This is a genomic window from Pseudomonas sp. TE3552, assembly GCF_056278945.1.
In genome coordinates this window covers 5,551,091-5,572,857 of sequence record NZ_JBWBQJ010000001.1, presented here as the reverse complement: position 1 = coordinate 5,572,857, position 21,767 = coordinate 5,551,091, and the positions used below count along the sequence as shown (strand labels likewise).

The 21,767-nt window shown below is 60.4% G+C and carries 21 protein-coding genes and 1 pseudogene; 8 read left to right on the top strand and 14 right to left on the bottom strand.

Annotated features, from left to right (window positions below; genetic code table 11):
* Positions 1-4: 4 nt before the first annotated feature.
* Positions 5-1,018: a porphobilinogen synthase gene (hemB, locus tag ACZ9BB_RS25180; protein ID WP_476217202.1), complete on the bottom strand. Its 1,014-nt coding sequence runs from the start codon at positions 1,016-1,018 to the stop codon at positions 5-7.
* A 475-nt stretch (positions 1,019-1,493) separates the two neighbouring features.
* Here hemB and ACZ9BB_RS25175 point away from each other — a divergent pair, with 475 nt between their 5' ends.
* Positions 1,494-2,117 carry a DedA family protein gene (locus ACZ9BB_RS25175; RefSeq protein ID WP_476217200.1) on the top strand — a complete coding sequence of 208 codons (624 nt, stop codon included), beginning with the start codon at positions 1,494-1,496 and terminating at the stop codon, positions 2,115-2,117.
* Here ACZ9BB_RS25175 and ACZ9BB_RS25170 read toward each other — a convergent pair.
* On the bottom strand, positions 2,098-3,333 hold the full coding sequence (locus ACZ9BB_RS25170) for a sterol desaturase family protein (protein ID WP_476217198.1): 1,236 nt from the start codon (positions 3,331-3,333) through the stop codon (positions 2,098-2,100). The genes ACZ9BB_RS25175 and ACZ9BB_RS25170 overlap by 20 nt on opposite strands.
* A 114-nt stretch (positions 3,334-3,447) precedes the next feature.
* On the opposite strand from ACZ9BB_RS25170, the gene elbB reads away from it, so the two are divergent.
* Positions 3,448-4,116 (top strand): isoprenoid biosynthesis glyoxalase ElbB, encoded by a 669-nt coding sequence (elbB, locus tag ACZ9BB_RS25165; protein WP_476217196.1) that lies wholly within the window; start codon positions 3,448-3,450, stop codon positions 4,114-4,116.
* A gap of 49 nt (positions 4,117-4,165) precedes the next feature.
* Here the strand turns inward: elbB and ACZ9BB_RS25160 are convergent.
* Together ACZ9BB_RS25160 and ACZ9BB_RS25155 are read right to left on the bottom strand one after the other, a co-directional pair.
* Positions 4,166-4,620: pseudogene (locus ACZ9BB_RS25160) on the bottom strand (YaiI/YqxD family protein).
* A gap of 106 nt (positions 4,621-4,726) precedes the next feature.
* The gene (locus ACZ9BB_RS25155) at positions 4,727-6,625 is read right to left on the bottom strand and encodes an FTR1 family protein (protein WP_476217194.1); all 1,899 of its coding nucleotides are present in this window, start codon (positions 6,623-6,625) and stop codon (positions 4,727-4,729) included.
* A gap of 319 nt (positions 6,626-6,944) precedes the next feature.
* Between ACZ9BB_RS25155 and ACZ9BB_RS25150 the strand changes: the two genes are divergently transcribed.
* From ACZ9BB_RS25150 to ACZ9BB_RS25135, 4 genes are read left to right on the top strand one after another with little or no spacing between them, the layout of a single operon-like run.
* Complete coding sequence (locus ACZ9BB_RS25150; protein WP_476217192.1) at positions 6,945-8,339, top strand: COG3014 family protein; 1,395 nt, start codon at positions 6,945-6,947, stop codon at positions 8,337-8,339.
* Positions 8,340-8,354: 15 nt separating this feature from the next.
* Complete coding sequence (locus ACZ9BB_RS25145; RefSeq protein ID WP_007899347.1) at positions 8,355-8,726, top strand: YcfL family putative periplasmic lipoprotein; 372 nt, start codon at positions 8,355-8,357, stop codon at positions 8,724-8,726.
* Between the two features lie 39 nt (positions 8,727-8,765).
* The gene (gene lpoB / locus ACZ9BB_RS25140; protein ID WP_123500440.1) at positions 8,766-9,353 is read left to right on the top strand and encodes a penicillin-binding protein activator LpoB; all 588 of its coding nucleotides are present in this window, start codon (positions 8,766-8,768) and stop codon (positions 9,351-9,353) included.
* Positions 9,354-9,356: 3 nt separating this feature from the next.
* Positions 9,357-10,100 (top strand): penicillin-binding protein activator LpoB, encoded by a 744-nt coding sequence (locus tag ACZ9BB_RS25135; protein WP_476217189.1) that lies wholly within the window; start codon positions 9,357-9,359, stop codon positions 10,098-10,100.
* A 231-nt stretch (positions 10,101-10,331) separates the two neighbouring features.
* Here ACZ9BB_RS25135 and ACZ9BB_RS25130 read toward each other — a convergent pair whose 3' ends face one another.
* From ACZ9BB_RS25130 to ACZ9BB_RS25120, 3 genes are all read right to left on the bottom strand, one after another.
* Positions 10,332-10,964, bottom strand: a complete 633-nt coding sequence (locus ACZ9BB_RS25130; protein ID WP_476217187.1) for a LysE family transporter — start codon at positions 10,962-10,964, stop codon at positions 10,332-10,334.
* Between the two features lie 126 nt (positions 10,965-11,090).
* Positions 11,091-11,672 carry a mechanosensitive ion channel domain-containing protein gene (locus ACZ9BB_RS25125; protein WP_476217185.1) on the bottom strand — a complete coding sequence of 194 codons (582 nt, stop codon included), beginning with the start codon at positions 11,670-11,672 and terminating at the stop codon, positions 11,091-11,093.
* Complete coding sequence (locus tag ACZ9BB_RS25120) at positions 11,672-13,582, bottom strand: ATP-binding cassette domain-containing protein (RefSeq protein ID WP_476217183.1); 1,911 nt, start codon at positions 13,580-13,582, stop codon at positions 11,672-11,674. The genes ACZ9BB_RS25125 and ACZ9BB_RS25120 overlap by 1 nt, the downstream gene beginning before the upstream one ends.
* A gap of 50 nt (positions 13,583-13,632) precedes the next feature.
* Here ACZ9BB_RS25120 and ACZ9BB_RS25115 point away from each other — a divergent pair, with 50 nt between their 5' ends.
* A complete protein-coding gene (locus ACZ9BB_RS25115) occupies positions 13,633-14,097 on the top strand; it encodes a TIGR02444 family protein (RefSeq protein ID WP_476217181.1) in 465 nt (154 codons plus the stop codon).
* Here the strand turns inward: ACZ9BB_RS25115 and ACZ9BB_RS25110 are convergent.
* Entirely contained in the window at positions 14,094-15,215 is a 1,122-nt protein-coding gene (locus ACZ9BB_RS25110) for an AlgP family protein (RefSeq protein WP_476217180.1), read from the bottom strand. The two genes, ACZ9BB_RS25115 and ACZ9BB_RS25110, sit on opposite strands and share 4 nt — an antisense overlap.
* Positions 15,216-15,407: 192 nt before the next feature.
* On the opposite strand from ACZ9BB_RS25110, the gene ACZ9BB_RS25105 reads away from it, so the two are divergent.
* On the top strand, positions 15,408-16,073 hold the full coding sequence (locus tag ACZ9BB_RS25105) for an FKBP-type peptidyl-prolyl cis-trans isomerase (RefSeq protein ID WP_476217179.1): 666 nt from the start codon (positions 15,408-15,410) through the stop codon (positions 16,071-16,073).
* A gap of 73 nt (positions 16,074-16,146) precedes the next feature.
* Here ACZ9BB_RS25105 and rsd read toward each other — a convergent pair whose 3' ends face one another.
* The 6 genes from rsd to hemC all read right to left on the bottom strand — a co-directional run bounded on the left by rsd (position 16,147) and on the right by hemC (position 21,702).
* Positions 16,147-16,617 carry a sigma D regulator gene (gene rsd, locus ACZ9BB_RS25100; RefSeq protein WP_253417656.1) on the bottom strand — a complete coding sequence of 157 codons (471 nt, stop codon included), beginning with the start codon at positions 16,615-16,617 and terminating at the stop codon, positions 16,147-16,149.
* A gap of 172 nt (positions 16,618-16,789) precedes the next feature.
* Positions 16,790-17,341 (bottom strand): disulfide bond formation protein B, encoded by a 552-nt coding sequence (locus ACZ9BB_RS25095; protein WP_476217176.1) that lies wholly within the window; start codon positions 17,339-17,341, stop codon positions 16,790-16,792.
* A gap of 249 nt (positions 17,342-17,590) precedes the next feature.
* Positions 17,591-18,829 (bottom strand): heme biosynthesis HemY N-terminal domain-containing protein, encoded by a 1,239-nt coding sequence (locus tag ACZ9BB_RS25090; RefSeq protein ID WP_476217174.1) that lies wholly within the window; start codon positions 18,827-18,829, stop codon positions 17,591-17,593.
* Positions 18,826-19,980, bottom strand: a complete 1,155-nt coding sequence (locus ACZ9BB_RS25085; protein ID WP_476217172.1) for a uroporphyrinogen-III C-methyltransferase — start codon at positions 19,978-19,980, stop codon at positions 18,826-18,828. The genes ACZ9BB_RS25090 and ACZ9BB_RS25085 overlap by 4 nt, the downstream gene beginning before the upstream one ends.
* Positions 19,981-19,996: 16 nt before the next feature.
* A complete protein-coding gene (locus tag ACZ9BB_RS25080) occupies positions 19,997-20,764 on the bottom strand; it encodes a uroporphyrinogen-III synthase (RefSeq protein WP_476217170.1) in 768 nt (255 codons plus the stop codon).
* On the bottom strand, positions 20,761-21,702 hold the full coding sequence (hemC, locus tag ACZ9BB_RS25075; RefSeq protein ID WP_476217168.1) for a hydroxymethylbilane synthase: 942 nt from the start codon (positions 21,700-21,702) through the stop codon (positions 20,761-20,763). The genes ACZ9BB_RS25080 and hemC overlap by 4 nt, the downstream gene beginning before the upstream one ends.
* Positions 21,703-21,767: the final 65 nt, after the last annotated feature.

The window sequence follows — 21,767 nt, the reverse complement described above, 5'->3', positions numbered from 1 at the left end:
AGGGCTATTTTTGCTCTCGTAACAATTGAGCAGCACGGACGGCAAAGTAAGTCAGGATGCCATCAGCGCCTGCACGTTTAAAAGCGGTCAGGGATTCGAGGATAACCCCTTCGCTCAACCAGCCATTCTGGATCGCTGCCATGTGCATGGCGTATTCGCCGCTGACCTGATACACAAAGGTCGGCACTTTGAACGCTTCCTTGACCCGATAAAGGATATCCAGATACGGCATGCCTGGCTTGACCATGACCATGTCTGCGCCTTCTGACAAGTCGGCTGCCACTTCGTGCAGGGCTTCGTTGCTGTTGGCCGGGTCCATCTGATAGGAGGCCTTGTTGGCCTTGCCCAGGTTCAACGCCGAACCCACCGCATCGCGGAACGGGCCGTAGTAGGCACTGGCGTACTTGGCCGAGTAGGCCATGATGCGCACATTGACGTGACCGGCCAGCTCCAGCGCCTCGCGGATCGCCTGGATGCGACCATCCATCATGTCTGACGGGGCCACTACCTGAGCGCCGGCTTCGGCATGGGACAAGGCCTGTTTAACCAGTGCGTCGACGGTAATGTCGTTCTGCACGTAGCCTTCTTCGTCGAGGATGCCGTCCTGACCGTGGGTAGTGAACGGGTCCAGGGCGACGTCGGTGATCACACCCAGCTCCGGGAACTGCGCACGCAGAGCGCGGGTGGCGCGCTGGGCGATGCCGTTGGGGTTCCAGGCTTCGGCGGCGTCCAGCGACTTGAGTTCCGGTGGCGTCACCGGGAACAGTGCCAGCGCCGGAATCCCCAGCTCGACCCATTTGGCGGCTTCTTCCAGCAACAGGTCGATAGTCAGGCGTTCAACGCCCGGCATCGACGCCACTGCTTCGCGACGGCTTTCACCGTCCAGCACGAACACCGGCAGGATCAGGTCATCGACGGTCAGTACATTTTCACGAACCAGTCGACGCGAAAAATCATCACGACGGTTGCGACGCAGGCGGGTTGCAGGAAACAAACGGTTGGCGGGGGTAAAGCTCACGACAGACTCCTGAGCCCGCGCTGGCGGGCGAGCGTGACAGTTATAAGCGGCCATTATGACCAACGTATTACAGTTATGTGCACCCCTGTGGCTAGGGGGCGTTCTCAATTAGTTACCCCGCCGCGTTGTCGCCTTAAAGCGGGCCAGGCAAGGCGCAGGCCGCTGGGAATGGTTGTTCCCTTTCCAAGGCCTGCAACGCAGCCTGGCCCGCTTTAATGCACAACCCGAAGGGCCGGGCCTGCTGTTGTGCAGGGCTGCGTTGCTCGAAGCTTATTTGGAATGACCAAACCACGCTTCTCGCGCCTTGCCCTGCACAACAGCAGACCCGGCGCGGCGGGGAAACTAATTGAGAACGCCCCCTAGAGTCGCATTCCATTGTCCTTGTAGGAAATGTTCACGTCGAGACACATTTTGACACTTTCCTGAATGTGTCCGAGGGGTTAGGCTGCGCGTTCATTTCGCCAGCACCCAGACAATGCTCCAACAATTTCTGCATGACTTCGGCTACTTTGCCCTTTTCCTCGGGACGTTTTTCGAAGGCGAAACCATTCTGGTGCTCGCAGGCTTCCTCGCGTTCCGCGGATACATGGACATCAATCTGGTGGTGGTAGTGGCGTTCTTCGGCAGTTATGCCGGCGATCAGCTGTGGTACTTCCTGGGACGCAAGCACGGACGCAAATTGCTGGCACGCAAACCGCGCTGGCAATTGATGGGCGATCGGGCGCTGGAGCATATCCGCAAGCACCCGGACATCTGGGTGCTGAGCTTCCGTTTTGTCTACGGGTTGCGCACGGTGATGCCGGTGGCGATCGGCCTGTCGGGCTATCCGCCGGGACGGTATCTGCTGCTCAACGGGATTGGCGCGGCAATCTGGGCAGCCGCTCTGGCCGCTGCTGCTTATCACTTCGGCGCGGTGCTGGAAGGCATGCTGGGCAGCGTGAAGAAGTACGAGCTATGGGTACTGGGTGCCCTGCTGGTACTGGGTTTTTGCCTGTGGCTACGACGGCGCTTCAAGAATGCCCGTCTGGCGAAGAAGATCTACGCCGACGAGCAGGCTGAACTGGCCAAGGCCGCCGAGACTAAGACGCCAATCGAGTGAAGCGGTTTCTGCAGCAGTAGAGACCGATGCCGCTGAGCAGGCTGTAACTAAGCAACCCCACCCAGCCCACCACGCTGCCCGGCCAAAGCCCGAGCATCGGCGCCAACCACACCAGCGGCAGGTTCGACGCCAGCCGCAACAGTTCCAGTTTCAACGCCTGCGGGCGATTCTCCAGGGCCACGCCCAACACAAACAGCCCCAATGCCACGGCCCCCCAACCCAACACCAGGGCCGCGGTCGGCAGACTCTGTTCCAGATTCATCAAGTAACTGCCCAAGGCGATGTAGACGCAGAATTGCAGCGCCACATACCACTGCTGACGCCCGTCCAATGGCACCTCGAATTTGCGGAACTGGCTCAGGTCCGGTTTGTTCAGCGGGTATTTGGCCGCCACATCCGCCGGCCGCCAACCGGTACGCATGAACCAGATCCGCAGCTTGTCCCAGCCACTTCCGGCACGGCGAGCGTCATCCCATAGCTGCGCATAGAACTGCACGTTCGCCCACAACGGATTCCAGCTCGCCAGCGGTGTGGTCACGCCGAAAATCACCGGTTCGTTGTCGTCCTCTTCCTGGAACGAGCCGAACAGACGGTCCCAAATAATGAACACCCCGCCGTAGTTGCGATCCATGTAGAGAGCGTTCTGTGCGTGGTGAGCCCGATGATTGGACGGCGTGACGAAGAACCACTCGAACCAGCCAAGCTTGGGGATGTGCCGGGTATGCACCCAGAATTGATACAGCAGGTTCAGCGCCGCCACACTGACGAACACCAGCAGCGGCACCCCGAGCACGGCCATGGGCAAGTAGAAAATCCAGCTCAGCAGAAACCCGGTGCTGGTTTGGCGCAACGCCGTGGAGAGGTTGTAATCCTCGCTCTGGTGATGCACCGAATGCGCGGCCCAGAGGATGTTGCGCTCGTGGCCCATGCGGTGCAGCCAGTAATAACAGAAGTCGTAGAAGACGAAGGCAAATACCCAGACCCAGACGCTGTCGGCCGACAGCTCGATCACGGCCAGGTGTTCCAGGGCGAAGGCATAAGTGACCAGGCCGACGCCTTTGGTCAACAGGCCCGTGGTGGTCGACAGCACGCCGGTGCTGAGGCTGTTGATCGCGTCCGCCACGCGATAATTGCTCACCCCGCGCCAACGGTCGGCCAGCAACTCGACCGCAATCAGCACAAAGAAAAACGGCACGGCATACAGAATGAAGTTCATGACGCGACCTGATCAAAATCGTTCAGCAAAGATTAGGTGTAGCCGCGACTGAACCCTATGGCAACGAGTGACAAATTAGTGGACATTTAACGCCATGAATCTGGAGAAAAGCCCATGAGCAAAAAAGTTGCAGTGATCCTTTCCGGCTGTGGCGTGTACGACGGCGCCGAGATCCACGAAAGCGTGATCACCCTGCTGCGCCTGGACCAGCGCGGTGCTCAGGTGCAGTGTTTTGCACCCGATATCGCGCAATTGCATGTCATCAATCACGTCACCGGCGAAGAAATGCCCGAGTCGCGCAACGTGCTGGTGGAGTCGGCGCGTATCGCCCGGGGCAACATCAAGGATGTCCGTGAAGCCAGCGTCGAAGACTTCGATGCGCTGATCGTTCCCGGCGGATTCGGATCGGCCAAGAACCTGTCGAACTTTGCCGTCGAAGGCGTTGGATGCAGTGTTCAACCTGACGTCCTGGCGTTGACCGAAGCATTCGCCGAGGCCGGCAAACCGGTGGGGCTGATTTGCATCTCGCCGGCCCTGGCGGCAAAAATCTACGGCCCGGGCGTGACCTGCACCATCGGCAACGATGCCGATACCGCCGCAGCGATGAATAAAATGGGCGCCACCCATGCCGAGTGTGCGGTGACCGACATCGTCGAAGACAAGGCGCGCAAGCTGGTCAGCACGCCGGCATACATGCTGGCGCAATCGATCAGCGAGGCTGCGTCTGGCATCAATAAACTGGTCGACCGCGTGCTGGAACTGACCCACGAAAACGACGAGTAACACTCGTGATTGTTCCCACTCCGCGTGGGAACGATCATTACCGTCTTGCTCAAGCTTTACGCGACAACCGGGTCAGATCCGGTCCAGCGCATTGGCGAACGCTTGCTTCTCGCGGTCGCCAAACGGCGCCGGCCCGCCGCTCATCTGGCCCTGCTCGCGCAGATCGGTGAACAGGTTACGCACCGCCAGTCGATCGCCCATGTTCTGCGCATCGAATTCCTTGCCCCGTGGATCCAGTGCCGCCACGCCTTTCTTCACCAACCGGTCCGCCAGCGGCACATCGCTGCAAATCACCAGCTCACCCGGCGTCGCGTGTTCCACCAGGTAATCGTCGGCGGCATCCGGGCCGCTGGGCACTACGATCAGTTTCACCAGCGCCAGGCCCGGTTTGATCTGCGGCTGCCCGGCCACCAGCACCACTTCGAACTGGCGCTTGAGGGCGAACTTCACCACCAGATCCTTGGCTGCCCGAGGGCAGGCGTCGGCATCGATCCATACGCGCATTGGGTTTCCTCTGTTGAAAAGCATCGCGGGCAAGCCCGCTCCCACAAGGTTAGCGCTGAACCTGTGGGAGCGGGCTTGCCCGCGATTATGAGCGCAGCGAATGCTTTTAAGAAACCGGCACCCGCCGCTTCTCAGCCATCCGGCTACGGCTGTACAGCACGATGATCGCAATGATCGCCACGGCCTGGGCACTCAGCGAATAAGCATCCGCGTGGATCCCCAGCCAATCGAAGTCAAAGAACGGTACCGGCCGCGTGCCGAAAATCCCTGCTTCCTGCAATGCCTTCACGCCATGGCCGGCAAACACCACCGACAACGCGCAGAGCAATCCGGCATTGATGCCGAAGAACAACGCCAGCGGCAGTTTCGCCGAGCCACGCAGAATCACCCAGGCCAGACCAATCAGCGATACCAGCGCCGTCGCCCCGCCCGCCAGTACGGCGTTATGCCCTGCCGTTCCTGCCTGTAACCACAGGGTTTCGTAAAACAGGATCACTTCAAACAGTTCGCGATAGACCGAAAAGAACGCCAGGATCGCAAAGCCGAAACGCCCGCCGCCGCTCACCAGGCTGCTCTTGATGTAATCCTGCCAGGCCGCTGCGTGGCGACGGTCGTGCATCCACACGCCGAGCCAGAGCACCATGACACTGGCGAACAGTGCGGTGGCGCCTTCCAGCAGTTCACGCTGGGCGCCACTGACGTCGATCACATACGCCGCCAACGCCCAGGTCGCCAGACCGGCCAACAACGCCAGGCCCCAGCCGATGTTAACGCTGCGCACCGCCGATTGCTGGCCGGTATTGCGCAGGAACGCGAGGATCGCCGCGAGCACCAGAATCGCTTCCAGACCTTCGCGCAATAGAATCAACAGACCGGAGATATAGCTCAGCGACCAACTCAAGCCATCACTGCCCAGCAAGCCAGCGGACTCTTTCAATTTGGCCTTGGCCGCCTCCAGACGTTGCTCGGCCTGGGCCACTGGCAAGCCGTCCTGCAATGACTGACGGTAAGCCATCAGGGACTTCTCGGTGTCTTTGCGCACGTTGGCGTCGACGTTGTCCAACGAGCTTTCGACCAGTTCGAAGCCTTCCAGATACGCCGCCACGGACAGGTCGTAGGCCTGATCGTGATCACCGGCGCGGTAGGCGGCGATGCTCTTGTCCAAGGTGGCCGCCGTGTATTCAAGCAATTGCCCCGGGCCGCGCTTGACCTGCGGCGGCTGCGCCCGTTGCGCACGGAATGTAGCGGCCGCTTGCGAACCTTCGGCGGCCAGCACTTCGGCTGGCGTCTGACGCGCCAGATCGGCAATGTTGTAGGTTTTCTCGGATTTTGCCGCGGCCGGATCGGCGCTGAAGCTGGCGATGTAGGTCGCCAGGTCCCAACGCTGGCGATCATCGAGCTGATCGGCGAAGGCCGGCATGTCGGTGCCTTCGACACCCATCCCCAGTGTGTTGTAGATCGCATAGAGGCTCAGACGGTCCAGTCGCGCGGCATCATGCAGATTGGCCGGCGGCGGCGTCATGCCGACGCCCGCCGGGCCGTCACCGGCGCCCGCATCGCCATGGCACACCGAGCATTGCTGGGCATATAGCGGCGCACCGCGGGTCGGGTCCGGGGTGATGACCGGAGCCTGGCTGACTTCATAAGTCACCGCCAGTTTTGCTCCCAGTTGCCGAGCCTGACGAGCGACATCCGCGCCGTCCTTGCGAGAGGCGATCGCCGCGCGAAGGCTTCTGACGCCCTGCTCCAGCTCGGCGCGTTCGGGTTTGGCCGGCAAATCGGCGATCAAGCCTTGCAGCACCTTCAGGAATTCCTGCTGTTCGCGGTATTCAGACTCATCGATGACGTTGCCCGCCTCGACCGTCGCCGGATAATCGGCGCCAATGTAGTCGAGCAAATGCAAGGCCTTGGGCGCACCTTCCGCGGTTTCGGCCAGCGCATTGAAGCTGCAGAACGCGATCACCGGCAGCACGAGCCACGCCAGAAAACGAGAGGAGGCAATCATGAATAACTCTCAAATGGAAATACGAAGTAACACATTGTTCACTCTCAATGAGTTTCGCTCAAGCTTTGTTGGAATTTCCTGGGAAAGCACTGTGGTATCCGCTCTGAAATAAGTAATGGCACATCGTGAAAAGATGAAATTAAAAAGCCATTACATCGCCAGCATCCCTGTTTATAATGCCGCGCCGTCGTTATTGCGATATGGCATTTAAGCTCCTCTTTTTATGAGGAATTGGCAGGAGGCCAACAACCCTGCCGATGGGTCCCAACAGCCCGACCAGCACGTGCGGCTGCTTACAATCAGGGAAGAAGTACCCCCTATGGCCTCTCGCGCCCTTACCTCGATCGCCCTCAGCGCGGTCACTTTGCTCTCCGGCTGCTCGGCTTTTCGCAACTACGACTCCGAACTTGCACAAACCAACCAGCAACTGGCTTCCGGCAACGTCGACGCCGCATTGACCCTGCTGGAAAAGAACAACACCAGCAAAGACAAAGACCTGCTCTACTACTTCGAGAAGGGTGAACTGCTGCGCGCCAAAGGCGACTTGTCCGGCAGCCAGAATGCTTGGACCAGCGCCGATCAGGTGGTGGGTAAGTGGGAAGACGCGGTCAAGCTCGACACCGACAAGTACCTGGCTCAGTTCGGCAGTTTCCTGGTCAACGACAAGGTCCGTCGCTACGAAGGCTATGACTACGAAAAAGTCATGCTGACCACGCAAATGGCCCTCAACCTGCTGGCGGTGAACGACTTCGACGGCGCGCGTACCGCGATCAAGAAGACTCACGAACGTGAAGCGGTGATCGCCGACCTGCGCGACAAGGAATACCTCAAGAGCGAAGAGCAAGCCGAGAAAGAAGGCGTCAAGACCCAGTACAAGGATCTTCAGGGGTATCCGGTGGCCAGCCTCGACGCGCCGGAAGTGGTCAGCCTGAAAAACAGCTACCAGAGTGCGTTCAGCCATTATCTGGCCGGCTTCGTCTATGAAGCCCTGGGCGAGAAGGATCTGGCGGCGCCGGGTTATCGCAAGGCCGCCGAACTGCGCCCGAACACGCCGCTGCTGGAACAGGCACTGGTGAATCTCGACAAACCCGCCAAGGATGAGGACAGCGACATCCTGATCGTCGTGCAAAGCGGCCTGGCGCCGTCCCGCGACTCGATCCGCATTCCGCTGCCATTGCCGATCAGCAACAACGTGGTGATCACGCCGCTGTCGTTCCCGATCATCAAGCCCGACACCTCCACCGCCACTTTCACCCAGATCGGCGTGGACGGTCAGCAGCTGAACCTGACTCAACTCAACAGCACCACCGCCATGTCCCGTCGCGCCCTGCGTGATGACATGCCGGGCATCATCCTGCGCACCACCGTGCGGGCGATCACCCGTGGCGTGGCGCAGAAGCAGATCAACGAAACCAACCCGTTGGCGGGTCTTGCGGTCGGTATCACTTCAGCCGTACTCGAAGGTGCCGATACCCGTACGTGGCGCACGCTGCCGGACAACACTCAGGTAGTGCGTCTGCGCTTGAAGAAGGGCGAGCACCAGGTCACGTTGCCGAGCGCCGTGGGCGGCTCGGTAGTCAAGGTCACCGTCGACCAGCGCTATCAGGTCATCAGCCTGCGCGCCGTGGGCAATCACGTGTTCGCCAGCGGCCTGGCTGCACACGTGATCCCGAGCGCCAACCCGACCACCGTGGCCAGCCTCAAACAACCTTAAGAACGGAGTCTTTGCATGCGTTTCAAATTCATCGCTGTCGTCGCCCTGGCCTTGCTGGCCGGTTGCGCCACCCCGCCACCGCCGGAGCCAGGCAGCGCGGCCAGCAAGGTCGTGGCCATGGGCAAACTCAAGAACATCGTGGTCGGCGCCATGCGCGTGGCCCGGGAAAACGGCTTCATGACGGTCAATGCGCAGCTGAGTAACACCAGCTACAACAACAAGACCTTCTATTACCGTTTTGCCTGGCTCGGCCCTGAAGGTTTCCCGGTTGCCGAAGAAGAAACCTGGAAAAGCCAGATGATGTACGGCGAGCAGACCAGTTTCATTCAGGCCATTGCGCCAACCGCCAAAGCCGTGGATTTCCGCCTCGAAATCAAAACGCCTTAAACCCTACCCCCTATTCGTTCAGTTCTAGAGAGCATTCCCATGTTTGCACGCTTTTCGTTCATCGCCGTCATCGCCCTCCTGGCCAGCGGTTGCGCCAACACTTCGCCGACGCTTGGCAGCAAAAACATCAGCTACGGCGATACCAAGGCCGTGGAAACCGTGACCAACGAGTTCGGCTCCACCGACCTGCAGATGATCGCTGAATCCATGACCCGCTCCCTGGCTCAGTCCGGCATTCTGCAAGGCCGTCCGGTGGTTCAGGTCTACGACGTGAAGAACAAGACCAGCGAGTACATCGACACCCGCGAAATCACCACCAGCATCAAGACTCAGCTGATGAAGTCCGGCACTGCGCGCTTCGCCAGCGATAACACCGCCATGCAAAGCCAGGTCGACCAGCTCAAACTGCAAAACCAGAGCGGCCTATACAAGAAAAGCACCGTGGCCAAGACTGGCAACATGATCGCCGCCCAATACCGCCTTGAAGGTTCGATCAGCTCGATCGTCAAGCGCAGCAGCGACTACAAGGACGTCTTCTACAAATTCAGCCTGCAATTGATCGACGTTGAAAGCGGTCTGGCCGAGTGGATGGACGAAAAAGAGATCCGCAAAACCACGGAGCGTTAATCGATGCGTGCATGGATTGGCATGATGGCCCTGGCTTGCGCGTTCAGCGTGCAAGCGGCCCCGAAAGTCGCGGTGACGGATCTGGCGTATCAGGAGCGAGTGGAGCAATACATCCACATCGTTTCGGCACAGAGCAACCACAGCCAGAGTTACTACGGCGCCAGCGGCTCTTCGAGTTACAACGAGATCGAAGCGACCAGCAGCTACATCGAGCAAGGCGAGCTGCGTAAATTCACCGGCGACATCAAGGGCGAGATTCTGCGCACCGGCATGTTCCAGCTGATGCAGGGCACGCCCTACACTGCTTCGTCCAAGGGTGACGTCTACGACGTGATCAAGCGGATCAAGGCCGGTAGCTTCAAGGGTGCCGACTACGTGTTGTTCGGCACCGTCTCAGACATCGACTTCACCCGCGACATGAACGAGCTGGCCAACACCGACAGCTATTCGGCGGTGCTGGGGCTGACGCTGGTGGCGGACTTCAGCCTGATCAACACCAAGACCTTTGAAATCACCTCGGCTTTCACGGCGATGGGCGAAGGTCAGGACACCAAACTGGTGAATGGCCGGGACATCCGGGTTTCGCTGAACCGCCCACGGGTGGTACGTGACGTGTCCAAGGCGCTGGGTGAGGATGTGGCTGCGCAATTGAGCCAACAGCTCGGCGGTGGTGGTTACGAGCAACCGGGGCAAGCCCCGTTGCGCAATAACCTGCCACGGGATACGGCGCCGGTGATTCTGCGCTGATATTCAGGTCAGGCACTCTGTGGCGAGGGGGCTTTGTGGCGAGGGAGCTTGCTCCCGTTGGGCTGCGCAGCGGCCCCAAAACCATTCCTCCGGCAGTGTCAGGCAAACCGTATCAGTAGGTTTACGACTGCTGCGCAGCCGAGCGGGAGCAAGCTCCCTCACCACAAAAGCTCCCTCGCCACAAATGAAAAAGGCGACCTGAAGAGGTCGCCTTTTTTGTACCTGAAGGTTTTACACCGCCGCTTTGCGCAGGGTCGCCATGAACGCTGCCGCGCCAATGAACAGCCCGGCGAAGGTACGATTCATGCGTTTCTGCTGCTTGGGGGTGCGCAACAAACGCAGGACCCTGGCCGCCAGCCCGGTGTAGCCGGCCATGACGATCAGGTCGACACAGATCATGGTCACGCCAAGGATCAGGTACTGGGCCACCAGCGGCGCGTGGGGGTCGATGAATTGCGGCAGCACCGCAAGCATGAATACCAAGGCCTTGGGGTTGCTGACGTTCACCAGAAAGCCGCGAAACATCAGCGCCAGCGGCTTGCCGATCTGCCGTATGGCAGCATCGTCGCTCATGTCATTGGGCAGCGCGCGCCATTGCTTGACCGCGAGGTAAACCAGATAGGCTACGCCGAACCATTTGATCGCATAGAAAGCGGTGGCGGAGGCCGCGAGGATCGCACCGACACCGGCGGCGACAATCGCAATCTGCAACGCCAGGCCCAGTTGCAGGCCCAGGGCGTTCCAGTAACCGCGCCAGAAACCGTAGCGCAAACCGCTGGACATCGACGCAATAGCGCCGGCACCGGGGGAAAGACTGATCACCCAGCAGGCGGCAAAAAACGCCAGCCATGTTTGAAACAGCATCGCACACCTCGACTCAGACTCGTGACAAACGTCTAAGCTAATGCGCCTTTGGGCCGATGACTACCGATTTTTTGCGGGACAGAGCGACTGCCGACCAGCGTATATGGAGGCAGGGCCCTATCGAGCCTATTTTTCGAACCCGTTCGAAGGGAATACATCAGTACCACGCCAGCGTCGAACCGAGCGCTGGAAGAACAGGCTGTTGGGCACTTGCACCATGGCGCTGCCGGTACCGAGTTCTTCGGCTTCGATCAGCGTGGTGTAGAGCAGATTGATCGCCACGACCCGGCCTTTGACGCCGGGCTTGTCGGTGGTATCCACCAACTCGACCACATCGCCGATGCGAAACGGGCCAACGGTGAAAATCAGGATTGCGCACAGCAGGTTGGACAGCACGCTCCACATGGCGAAAAACGCCACAGCGGCCACCGCAACGAACCCGGACAGCGCGGTCCAGAGCACCGTTGCCGACACCCCAAGGCGCTCCAGCACGAAGATCAGCGCGCTGCCCATGATCAGCCAGCGCAAGCCACCACGCAGCGGCATCAAAAACTGCGGCGGAAACGGGTAGCGTTCGCCCAATCGGGTCAGGCATTTAGCAACGACGCGCTGGGCGATATAGCCGGCCAGCAGGATCAGCAGAATTTGCACGACCAGCCAGATCGGATCGACCCACATCGCTGGCAACGGCAGCTTGAAAGCGTCCATCAGGACAGCGCCTCCAGCTCCGCCTGCATGCTTTCGAGCAGCTCAAGTGCTTCCATCCATGCCTCTTCCAGCTCGGCTTCGCGCACCTTGAGCCTGGCTTGCTCAGCCAACAGATCGCGCAAGTCATTCTTGCGCGCCGGCTCGTAAATATCGCTGTCGCCAAGGCTGGCATCGATCTTCGCCAGTTTTTCGTGCAGCTTGCCCAGTTCGGCTTCGAGCTTGTCGGCCTCGCGCTTGTGCGGCGCCAGTTGCTGACGCAACGCGGCGGCGGCCTGACGCTGGGCTTTTTTGTCAGTCTTGTCCGGATTGACCGGAGTGTTATTGACCGGCGCGTTGCGCTGGCGGTATTCCACCAACCAACGGGTGTAGTCTTCCAGGTCGCCGTCGAACTCCTCGACCTTACCGTCTGCCACAAGATAGAAATTGTCAGTGGTGCTTTTGAGCAAATGGCGATCGTGGGAGACCACCAGTACCGCGCCACTGAATTCCTGCAAGGCCATGGTCAGCGCCAGGCGCATTTCCAGGTCCAAGTGGTTGGTCGGTTCGTCGAGCAGCAACAGGTTCGGCCGGCCCCAGGCGATCAATGCCAGGGCCAGTCGTGCTTTTTCGCCGCCGGAAAAATTCAGCACCGGCTCATCGATACGCGCACCCCGGAAGTCAAAACCGCCAAGGAAGTCGCGCAGGGTCTGCTCGCGCTCGGTCGGCGCCAGGCGCTGCAAGTGCAGCAAGGGGCTGGCCTTGGAATCGAGGGAGTCCAGTTGATGCTGGGCGAAGTAGCCGACCACGGTGTTCTCGCCCCGGGTCAGTCGACCAGCCAACGGCTCGAGCTCACCGGAGAGGTTTTTGATCAGGGTCGATTTACCGGCACCGTTGGGGCCGAGCAAACCGATCCGCGCGCCGGGAGTCAGTTGCAGCTTGACCTTCTCCAGCACGGTTTTTTCACCGTAACCCAGGCGCGCATCCGACAAGTCGATCAGCGGACTGGAGATTTTCTGCGACTCGCGGAAGACGAAGTCGAACGGCGAATCGACGTGGGCGGCAGACAGCTCTTCCATCCGCTCCAGCGCCTTGATCCGGCTCTGGGCCTGACGGGCCTTGGTGGCCTGGGCCTTGAAGCGGGCAATGTAGCTTTCCATGTGCGCACGTTGCGCCTGCTGCTTCTCGTAGGCCTGCTGTTGCTGGGCCAGACGTTCGGCGCGAGCCCGTTCAAACGCTGTATAACCACCGCGATAGAGGGTGATCTTGCGTTGATCGACATGGGCGACGTGATCGACCACGGCATCGAGGAAGTCCCGGTCGTGGGAAATCAGCAACAAGGTGCCGGGGTAGCTTTTAAGCCACTCTTCGAGCCAGATGATGGCGTCGAGGTCCAAGTGGTTGGTCGGCTCATCGAGCAGCAACAGGTCCGAGGGGCACATCAATGCCTGCGCCAGATTCAGACGCATCCTCCAGCCACCGGAGAAATCTCCTACCTGGCGGTCCATCTGCTCATTGGTGAACCCAAGCCCTGCCAGCAACTTGCGGGCTCGGGCATCGGCGGTGTAACCGTCGGCGCTATCGAGTTCCGAGTGCAGGCGGGCCTGAGCGGCACCGTCATGGGCCGCTTCGGCTGCCGCCAGGTCATGTTGTACCTGGCGCAGGCGCAGGTCGCCATCGAGCACGTAGTCGACCGCCAGGCGTTCGAGCGTGTCGACCTCCTGGCGCATGTGGGCGATGCGCCAGTCGGCCGGCAGGAAGCAGTCACCCGAGTCCGGGTGCAGTTCACCCCGAAGCAAGGCGAACAGGCTCGATTTGCCGGCGCCGTTGGCACCGATGAGGCCGGCTTTGTGGCCGGCGTGCAGGGTCAGCTCGGCGTCTTCTAGCAGACGTTGCGGGCCACGCTGTAAAGTCAGGTTCTGAAGTCGAATCATAATGGCGGCGGAGTCTACCAGCTTCGCTCGCAACTGGCGCGAGTAGCACTATGTCCTCTGACCTGTGGAGCTTTTCCGTTATCACCTACTCCCGTCGCGGGGTAGAACGTGCGTGCCTGCAATTGCAGTCGGCAGGCGTGAATGTGTGCCTGCTGCTGTGCGGGTTGTGGCTGGAAGAACGTGGAGTTACCTGCAACGAACAACGCTTGCAGCTGCTACGCGATGTAGCCGGGCCTTGGGACGCGGATGTCGTGCAACCGTTGCGCGCCTTGCGCCTGCAATGGAAAGCCGCCGCTAGCGAGGATGCCGGGCTGAATGATTTGCGCGAACAAGTAAAGTCACTGGAGATGGAAGCCGAAAGGCATTTGTTGCTGCGACTGGAGCGTTTGGCACAGAGTTGGCCGCAGTGTGAGGAGACCGAACGAACGGCCTGGCTCGAAGGTGTGGCGGCGGGCGCCGCCAACCTGAACCGCGACGCGCTGCATCAGCTGCGCGTCGCGGTAACCGGCACTTAGGAAGCGCTGGTTGGGGTGGTTGCTGCGATCGATGCGGCGGCCGGCGTTGGCGCTGGCGTGGCTGTCGAGGTGGCTGCTGCTAAAGCAGACGTCGCTGCCGGGTTGGCTGGCTTGGCAACTGGCGCGGCGGCCGGCTTGGCAACTGGCGCGGCGGGCGGCTTGGCGGCAACCGGTTTTTTCACGGCTGGTTTTACAGCTGGCTTGGCGGCTGGTTTTGCAGCCGGTTTGGCAGCGGCAGGTTTGGCTGCTGGTTTCGCTGCGGCAGGTTTTGCAGCAGCAGTTTTGGCAGCCGGTTTGGCTGCAGCTTTTGCAGCTGGCTTGGCAGCAGTTTTAGTCGCGACTGATTTCGCGGCAGGCTTGGCAGCAGATTTCGCAGCGGCAGTTTTAGCCGCTGGTTTTGCAGCCGGTTTGGCAGCTGGTTTAGCCGCTGCAGTTTTCGCCACCGCCGGTTTAGCAGCAGCGGTTCTTGCAGCCGGTTTAGCGGCCGCTGTTTTGGCAGCGGCTGGCTTGGCGGCAGGTTTGGCAGCGGCTGTTTTAGCAGCCGGTTTTGCAGCGCTAGCAGCGATTGGTTTTTTTGCCGCAGGTTTAGCGGCAGGTTTTGCTGCGGCTTTCACCGGTGCTTTTGCAGCAGCCGGTTTGGCGGCAGGCTTGGCCGGTGCTTTTGCTGCAGCCGGTTTGGCAGCGGCTTTCTTCGCAGGGGCCGCGGCTGGCTTGGCCGAACGCAGGGACAACGCCTTGCCGACAGCCTCTTGGACACGACCGACACCCTGGGCCAGTTTCAGGCTTTCTTGGGCGTCGCGTTTGAGTTGCAGGATGTAGCTGCGCGTTTCGGACTGACGATCCTTGAGGGCGTCGAGCAGGCCTTCAAGTTCTTTGACCGCCTCTTTGGCCTTGGCTTGAGCCTTGGCTTTGCCGGCCGCCGCAGCGTCCTGCAATTTGGTCCGGGATTTGTGCAACTTTTCCTGTGCTTTTCCGCGCTGCTTCTCCAGTTTGGCGAGCAGTTTTTCAGCATCAGCCAAGGCTTGGGAACAAGCGTTTTCCAAATGCTCGAGCAGGCTGCCCGAGAGTTGTTGGAGTAAGTGCAACGGAGTATTTACTGGCTTCTTGGTGGCCGACATGGTTTACCTCCTGGCTGACGTGAATGCGGCTCATACTAGACCTCTGCTGCAACCGCCGCTAGGGCATGTTGACACTATCGAAAGCGCTGCGTTGCAACGAAGTAAAAATGTTCCGCGCTGGCGCAAAACCAGTTCACCTTCGAGCGCATTCACACTGGCATAATCCTGCGCATCCCAGGTCGGAGAGTGCCCATGTCGCGCTACCTTTTTTTATCGCTGTGCGTGTTTTTTTCCATGGCCCAGGCCGCCGAAAAAACCACCGCAAATGACGCTCACGATCTCGCTTACAGCTTGGGTGCAAGCCTTGGTGAACGATTGCGCCAGGAGGTTCCGGATCTGCAACTTCAGGCACTGCTCGAAGGTTTGCAGCAAGCCTATCAAGGCAAGCCGCTGGCACTGAAAGAGGAGCAGATCGAACAGATTCTGGCCGAGCATGAAGCTCGGGTTGCCATGCAACCGCCCGTGCCGCAAAGCGAATTGGCTTTGGAAAACGAGCGACGTTTTCTAGCCGAGGAAAAAGCCAAACCCGGTGTTCGCGAATTGGCGGATGGAATATTGCTGACGGAGCTGGCTCCGGGCAACGGCGCCAAGGCGGGTCCGAACGGCAAAGTGCAGGTGCTGTATATCGGACGCTTGCCGGACGGCACAGTGTTCGACCAGAACAGCCAGCCGCAGTGGTTCAGCCTGGATAGCGTGATCACGGGCTGGCGCAGTGCGTTGCAAAACATGCCGGTCGGCGCGAAATGGCGCCTGGTGATTCCATCGGCCCAAGCCTACGGCGCCGACGGTGCCGGCGATGTGATCGCGCCATTCACGCCGCTGGTATTCGAAGTCGAATTGCGCGGTGCTACAAGCTGAAAGCCGGATACGAAAAACGGCGCGCATAGCGCACCGTTTTTGGGTTTCTTGAGAGGGGTCTTGCGGGAAGGGTTCAGGCCTGAACCGAACTCTCTTCCTTGTGAGCGGTGTGCAGCACTTCGATCAGGCAATCTTCCAGTTCGAAGCGTTCACGCAGTTGGCTGCCCAGCTTTTCCAGCGCTTCGGCAAAACGCTCGGTGTCGTTGCAGTCACCCTTGTGGCAATGATCATTGAACGACAGCGCCATCTCGGTGCTCACGTCGATACGCGGGTTGATCTGCTCCGCCAGTTCAAGGCCGCCATCGTCGCCAAAGGCCTTGGCCTCATTGACCAGATGCTCACTCACTTCGAAGTGCCAGGCAGAAACGTAATCAACAAGAATTTCGCAGAACCGACCGTTCAAGGACTTGTCGGCGAAAGCCGGTTTGGCATTTCGCAAGTCGTGAAACGCCTTTACCAACTCTTCACGCTCTTGTAGCCAGCGGTCAATGAGCTTATGAACCCCACCCCAGCGTTCCTGAGCATTCTGACAACTATCTAACATGGCGATCTCTCTTCCCTAATGGGTCATGCCGTTCTACACCTGCCACAAGATTCGGCGCATTGGTCAGGCAGAACAGCAACGAGCAACATAATTCCAATGACACGTGCGGGCCAGATTATGCCCGCGCGCCTATGGCTTCAAGGTACGCAGGAGATAAAGTTCATACAAGTGTTTAATCACCCCCCAGCACCCGGTGCGACGACTCGCCGCTGAGCGGTCGCTGACACGCGATCCAGACGAGGCGCAGCAACTGATACCCGCCCAGGATCATCATCGCCACGAAGAACAGCAGGCTCCACTCTGGGATGCTCAGGTCGAACAGCGTCCAGGAAATCTCCGCGCAATCGGCGGTTCCCTTGAACATCCGCTGCACGACACACAACCAGGGCGTACTGGCGAACAGATCGGCCAGATTGGGCGAGCAAGCCGATAGCTGATGCACCGGATCGCTCTGCAACACCACCTGCCGCCACGCCGTGACGGTACCCGCCAGACTGCAGAGCAGACCCAGCAACCAATACAGGAACGATCCGAATCGACCAGGCCCCTGCACCGAAGCCACCAGGCAGACTCCCATGAGCAGCGCCAGGCAAACCCGTTGCAACAGGCACAATCCGCAAGGCTTGAGGCCGACCACATATTCAAGGTGATAGGAAACGCCCAAGGCCAGGGCACCTGCGATGAAAACCATGAAAAACAAGGAGCGTGAGCAGGCCAAAGACATGGCTTTTCCGTAACAGTAGAGACAGGCGGTTACGGTAGAGGAAAGCGCAGCAGCCTTTCAAGGCAGGCCCCCACGGACACTTCACCAGAAGTGTAGGGAATTCCCGACAGCGTCGAGAGGATTTGATGTAGTCCTCTGTAGGACTTTGCCGGCGAAGGATTACAACGCTGAAACAGTGGCGGATTCGAAGCGATCCCGCCCCTTGTAGCAGCTGCCGAAGGCTGCTGCTACAAGGGATCGGCGCAGGCTTCAGGCGTGAGCCGGCACTGGCAACGGTGCCGCCAGCAAGCGCTCATCCAGCAAGCCCAAGCCCTCCTGGAACAACTGATTGCTGCGCTCGGTGTCACCCAGTTGCGCCAGCAATCGCGCCAGCTCGGCGCAGGCTTCAGGGTTGCGCTGCATGCGCAGGCTGCTTTCCAGGTAATCCCTGGCCTTGCCCCACAGACTGCTTTGCAGACACAAACGGCCCAACGTCAGCAACAAGCTCGGGTCGGCCGGATGATCCTTGAGCCAACCCTCGGCGGTGTGCAACTGCCTGGCCGGATCACTGCCGCGAACCAGCCCGTACAGACGGGCCAGATGACTGTCGTATTTGCGCTTGAGGGCCGCACGCAGGACCTCTTCGGCCTCGACCTGCGCGCCCAGTTGCCGCAATTGTTCGGCGTAAGCCAACACCAGCTGCGGCTCCTGGCGCTGCGCTGCGGTGAGTTGCTGCCAGGCGCGATTGAGCGATTGCAAACCGACCGTTCCGTCTTCTTCCCGGTGCGCTGCCAACGAAAGATTCTCACCCCAGGCACGGCGCTCCAGTTCTGACAATTCGGCCGGTGGCAGCACCTTGTCCTTGCGTAACTCCGGCAACAAGCGAATCACCGCCGACCAGTCGCCCCGCTGCTGATGCAGGCGTTGCAACTGGCGCAGGGTCTGGACGTTATGAGGATGACGCTCGTGCATGGCTTGCAGGGTCACCAAAGCACCGTCAGTGTCGCCGCGATCGGTCTGCAATTGGGCATGACTCAAGGCAATCGCCAGCTCGGCCTGGGGCTGGCGCTCCAGGGCACGTTCCAGCAGATTGTCGCTTTCCTCATAGTGACCTTGTTCGTTCGCGGCGCGGGCAGCCCCCAGGTAATAGAGCAGCGGCTGGCGCTCGGCTTCCGCGGCGCGATACAGATGACGCTGCGCACTGGCCCAGCGGCCCTCGGCCAAATCCAGCTGGCCGTGCTCGATCGCCACTTGCACCCGTCGACTGCGATTGCGCCGCGACCATGGATTGACCACCCCACCGGAAGTCGTCACCAATTCGACCAACGCCTTGATGCCCCAGAACACCAGCCACAGCACAGCCACCAGGGCCAGGGTTGCCCACAGACTCGATTCATAACGGAAGGTCTTGTAGGCGATCAGTACGTAGCCGGAATGCTCGGCAATCGCCAGCCCCAGCGCGGCAGCAGCGGCGATGACCACAAACACGATTACATAGAGGCGTTTCATGGCGTTGCCTCCTGCGCAGTGTTCGCGGCAGGTTTGGCCAGGGGTTTCACCGAGTCTTCGGCATTGACGTTGCGTCGCTCAAGGTAGCCCTGAACCGCACTCAACGTGCCCGTCAGATCAGGCGTGACCACCGTGACCGGCTGTTTGCTCAACTCGGCCACCTGCTCCAGCATGATTTTGCTTTGAGGGTTGTCCGGGTTGAAGTTGCCCTTGAGTACGTCCCGCGCCTCGGCCAGCGCCTGGGTGTAAACCGCGGCCTGGCCATTGAGCGCGGCCCACTGCGCCTGCTCCAGCGCCAGGCTCAGGGCCAGGCGCACCTGACTCAGGCTCTGCCCTGCCAGCAACGGACGGACATTTTTGTCGGCGTTGAAATCGATGCGGATATAACGCGAGATCTGATCCCACCATTGCGCCCAGCGACTGGCACCGTCGCCATCGGCCGTCAGGCCCAGCAGGGATTCGCCGCGGTCCTTGTACTCAGGCGCCAGCTCGGTGAGGTTGATCACTTGATCGCGCAAGGCGCCCAGCCGCAGGAACAACCCGGTGCGATCCGGCTGTTCGGTGCTGCGCAGGGCTACCAGGGTTTTGGCCACTTGCTCGCGGGCGGCAAACGCCCCCGGGTCATTCTGTTCACGGAGAATCTCATCGGCACCCTGCACCAGGGCCTGGGCGCTGCTGATGTCTTGCAACGCCGACAGACGCAGGCTGGCCAGACGCAGCAAATGCTCAGCCTCGGCCAAACGCCAATCTTTGCGGCTGGCACCGAGGACGGTTTCCAGGCGTTGATTCAAGCGTTGCTGATCGCCTTGAAGTTGAATGACCAAACGACTTCGCGCATCGAGCTCGTCGGCGGCAGGCATTTGTTCGAGGCGAGCAGTCAGGCGCTGCTCATTGAGTTTCAGGCTCTGCGCCTGATCGTTCAACGCCTGTACCTGGCTCAGCTGTTGCTGGTTATTGGCCTGCAGGTGACGCACCTGCCAGACTCCCCAACCGCCCACGGCAACTCCGGCAGCGCCCAACAGCAGCGCGACGATTGCCAGCCCATTGCCTCGGCGCTGCTCAGCAGCAGGTGGCGCAGTTTCAACCGGTGCTTCAACCGGTGCACCAGGCACTGGCTGGACGTCATCTTTTGGCAAGGCTGTTTCGCTCACGTATCCATCCTTTGCATTAGAGAACGGGCACGGGGTACTCCCGTAACGCCGTCAGCAAAGCCGCGGCACTGGCGCCACGACAATCCACAACTGTTTGGGCCCCGGCGGCACGTGCCAGCTCGGCGACCCTGGGGCTTGGAACAAACAACGGCAACCGCGCCATGATCGGCCAGGCAGCGCCGGCCAATCGGTGCAGGTGCTCAAAACCCTGCCCACTGCTGACCACCAGCCCGTTCAAGTGTTCCGCCTCGATCCGGTCAGGCAGCGTCGCTGGCGAGTACTGCGGCAAGCCGCGTCGATACAACTCCAGATACTCGACACTAGCACCAAGCTCGCGCAAACGCTCAGCCAGCCACTCGCGCCCGCCTTCCCCACGCATGATCAGCACCCGTGGATCGGGCCGGGCAATAGCCTCGCGCAACGACGCAAGCTCAAGCAAGGCTTCGCTGTCATCACCGTCGACCGGGAAGTCCACGTCCAGCCCGTTATCCTTGAGAATCTGCGCCGTCGCCGCGCCTACGCTGAACCACTTCAGAACCGGTGGTTGCGGCCAGAACTGATTGAGTAGATCGACCGCGATCCGGGCCGCCGGTTTGCTGACCACGATCACCGCGCAGCAGCGATTCAGCTGCTGCATCACCTCGCGCATTGTGTCAGAGGCGGGAATCGGCACTATGTCCAAAAGCGGCAAGCTGCAACTGAAAACCCCCGCTTCGGCCAGCACACCGGCAAGCGCCACCGACTCATCCGCAGGGCGCGTCAGCAGCAGGCGCCAGCCAGTCACTCGTGACCTGCCTCGCCATAGACTGCTTTGAGAATGGCGTCGGCACCCTGGCTCAGCAGGTCTTCAGCCACTCGCACACCCAATGCCTCGGCATCAGCCCGTGGTGCACGGGCCTCGGCGCAGAGCAACAGGCCGCCGCTCGGATCCCCCACCAACCCACGCAACCAGATCTGCTCACCTTCAAGCACGGCGTAGCAAGCGATCGGCACCTGGCAGCCGCCATTCAAATGTTTGTTGAGAGCACGTTCGGCAGTAACACGAGTGGCCGTGTCCTGATGATGCAGTGGCGCCAGCAGCGCATGAATTTCAGTGTCGACGCTACGGCACTCGATACCGACCGCGCCCTGGCCACCGGCCGGCAGGCTGTCTTCGACGCTGATGGCCGAAGTGATGCGGTCTTCGAAGCCCAGACGAATCAAACCCGCCGCGGCGAGGATGATGGCGTCATATTCGCCGGCATCAAGTTTGGCCAGGCGAGTGTTGACGTTGCCGCGCAGGAAGCGGATTTCCAGGTCCGGGCGGCGGGTCAGCAACTGTGCCTGGCGGCGCAAGCTGGAGGTGCCGACGATGCTGCCTGGCGGCAACTCGGCCAGGCTGGCGTAGGTATTGGAGACAAAGGCATCGCGCGGGTCTTCGCGCTCGCAGATGCAAAACAGACCGAGGCCTTCGGGGAAGTCCATCGGCACGTCTTTCATGGAGTGGACGGCGATGTCAGCTTGGTTTTCCAGCAGCGCGGTTTCCAGCTCCTTGACGAACAGGCCCTTGCCGCCGATTTTCGACAGGGGCGAATCAAGCAGCTTGTCGCCGCGACTGACCATGGGCACCAGTGTCACGAGCAAGCCCGGATGCGCCTGTTCCAGACGAGCCTTGACGTATTCTGCCTGCCACAGGGCGAGAGCACTTTTGCGGGTGGCGATGCGGATTTCGCGAGAGGACATGGATCAATCCGTACTGAATAGATACGGCGGATAATAACAGCTCAGCCAAATCCGCTTTGACTTGT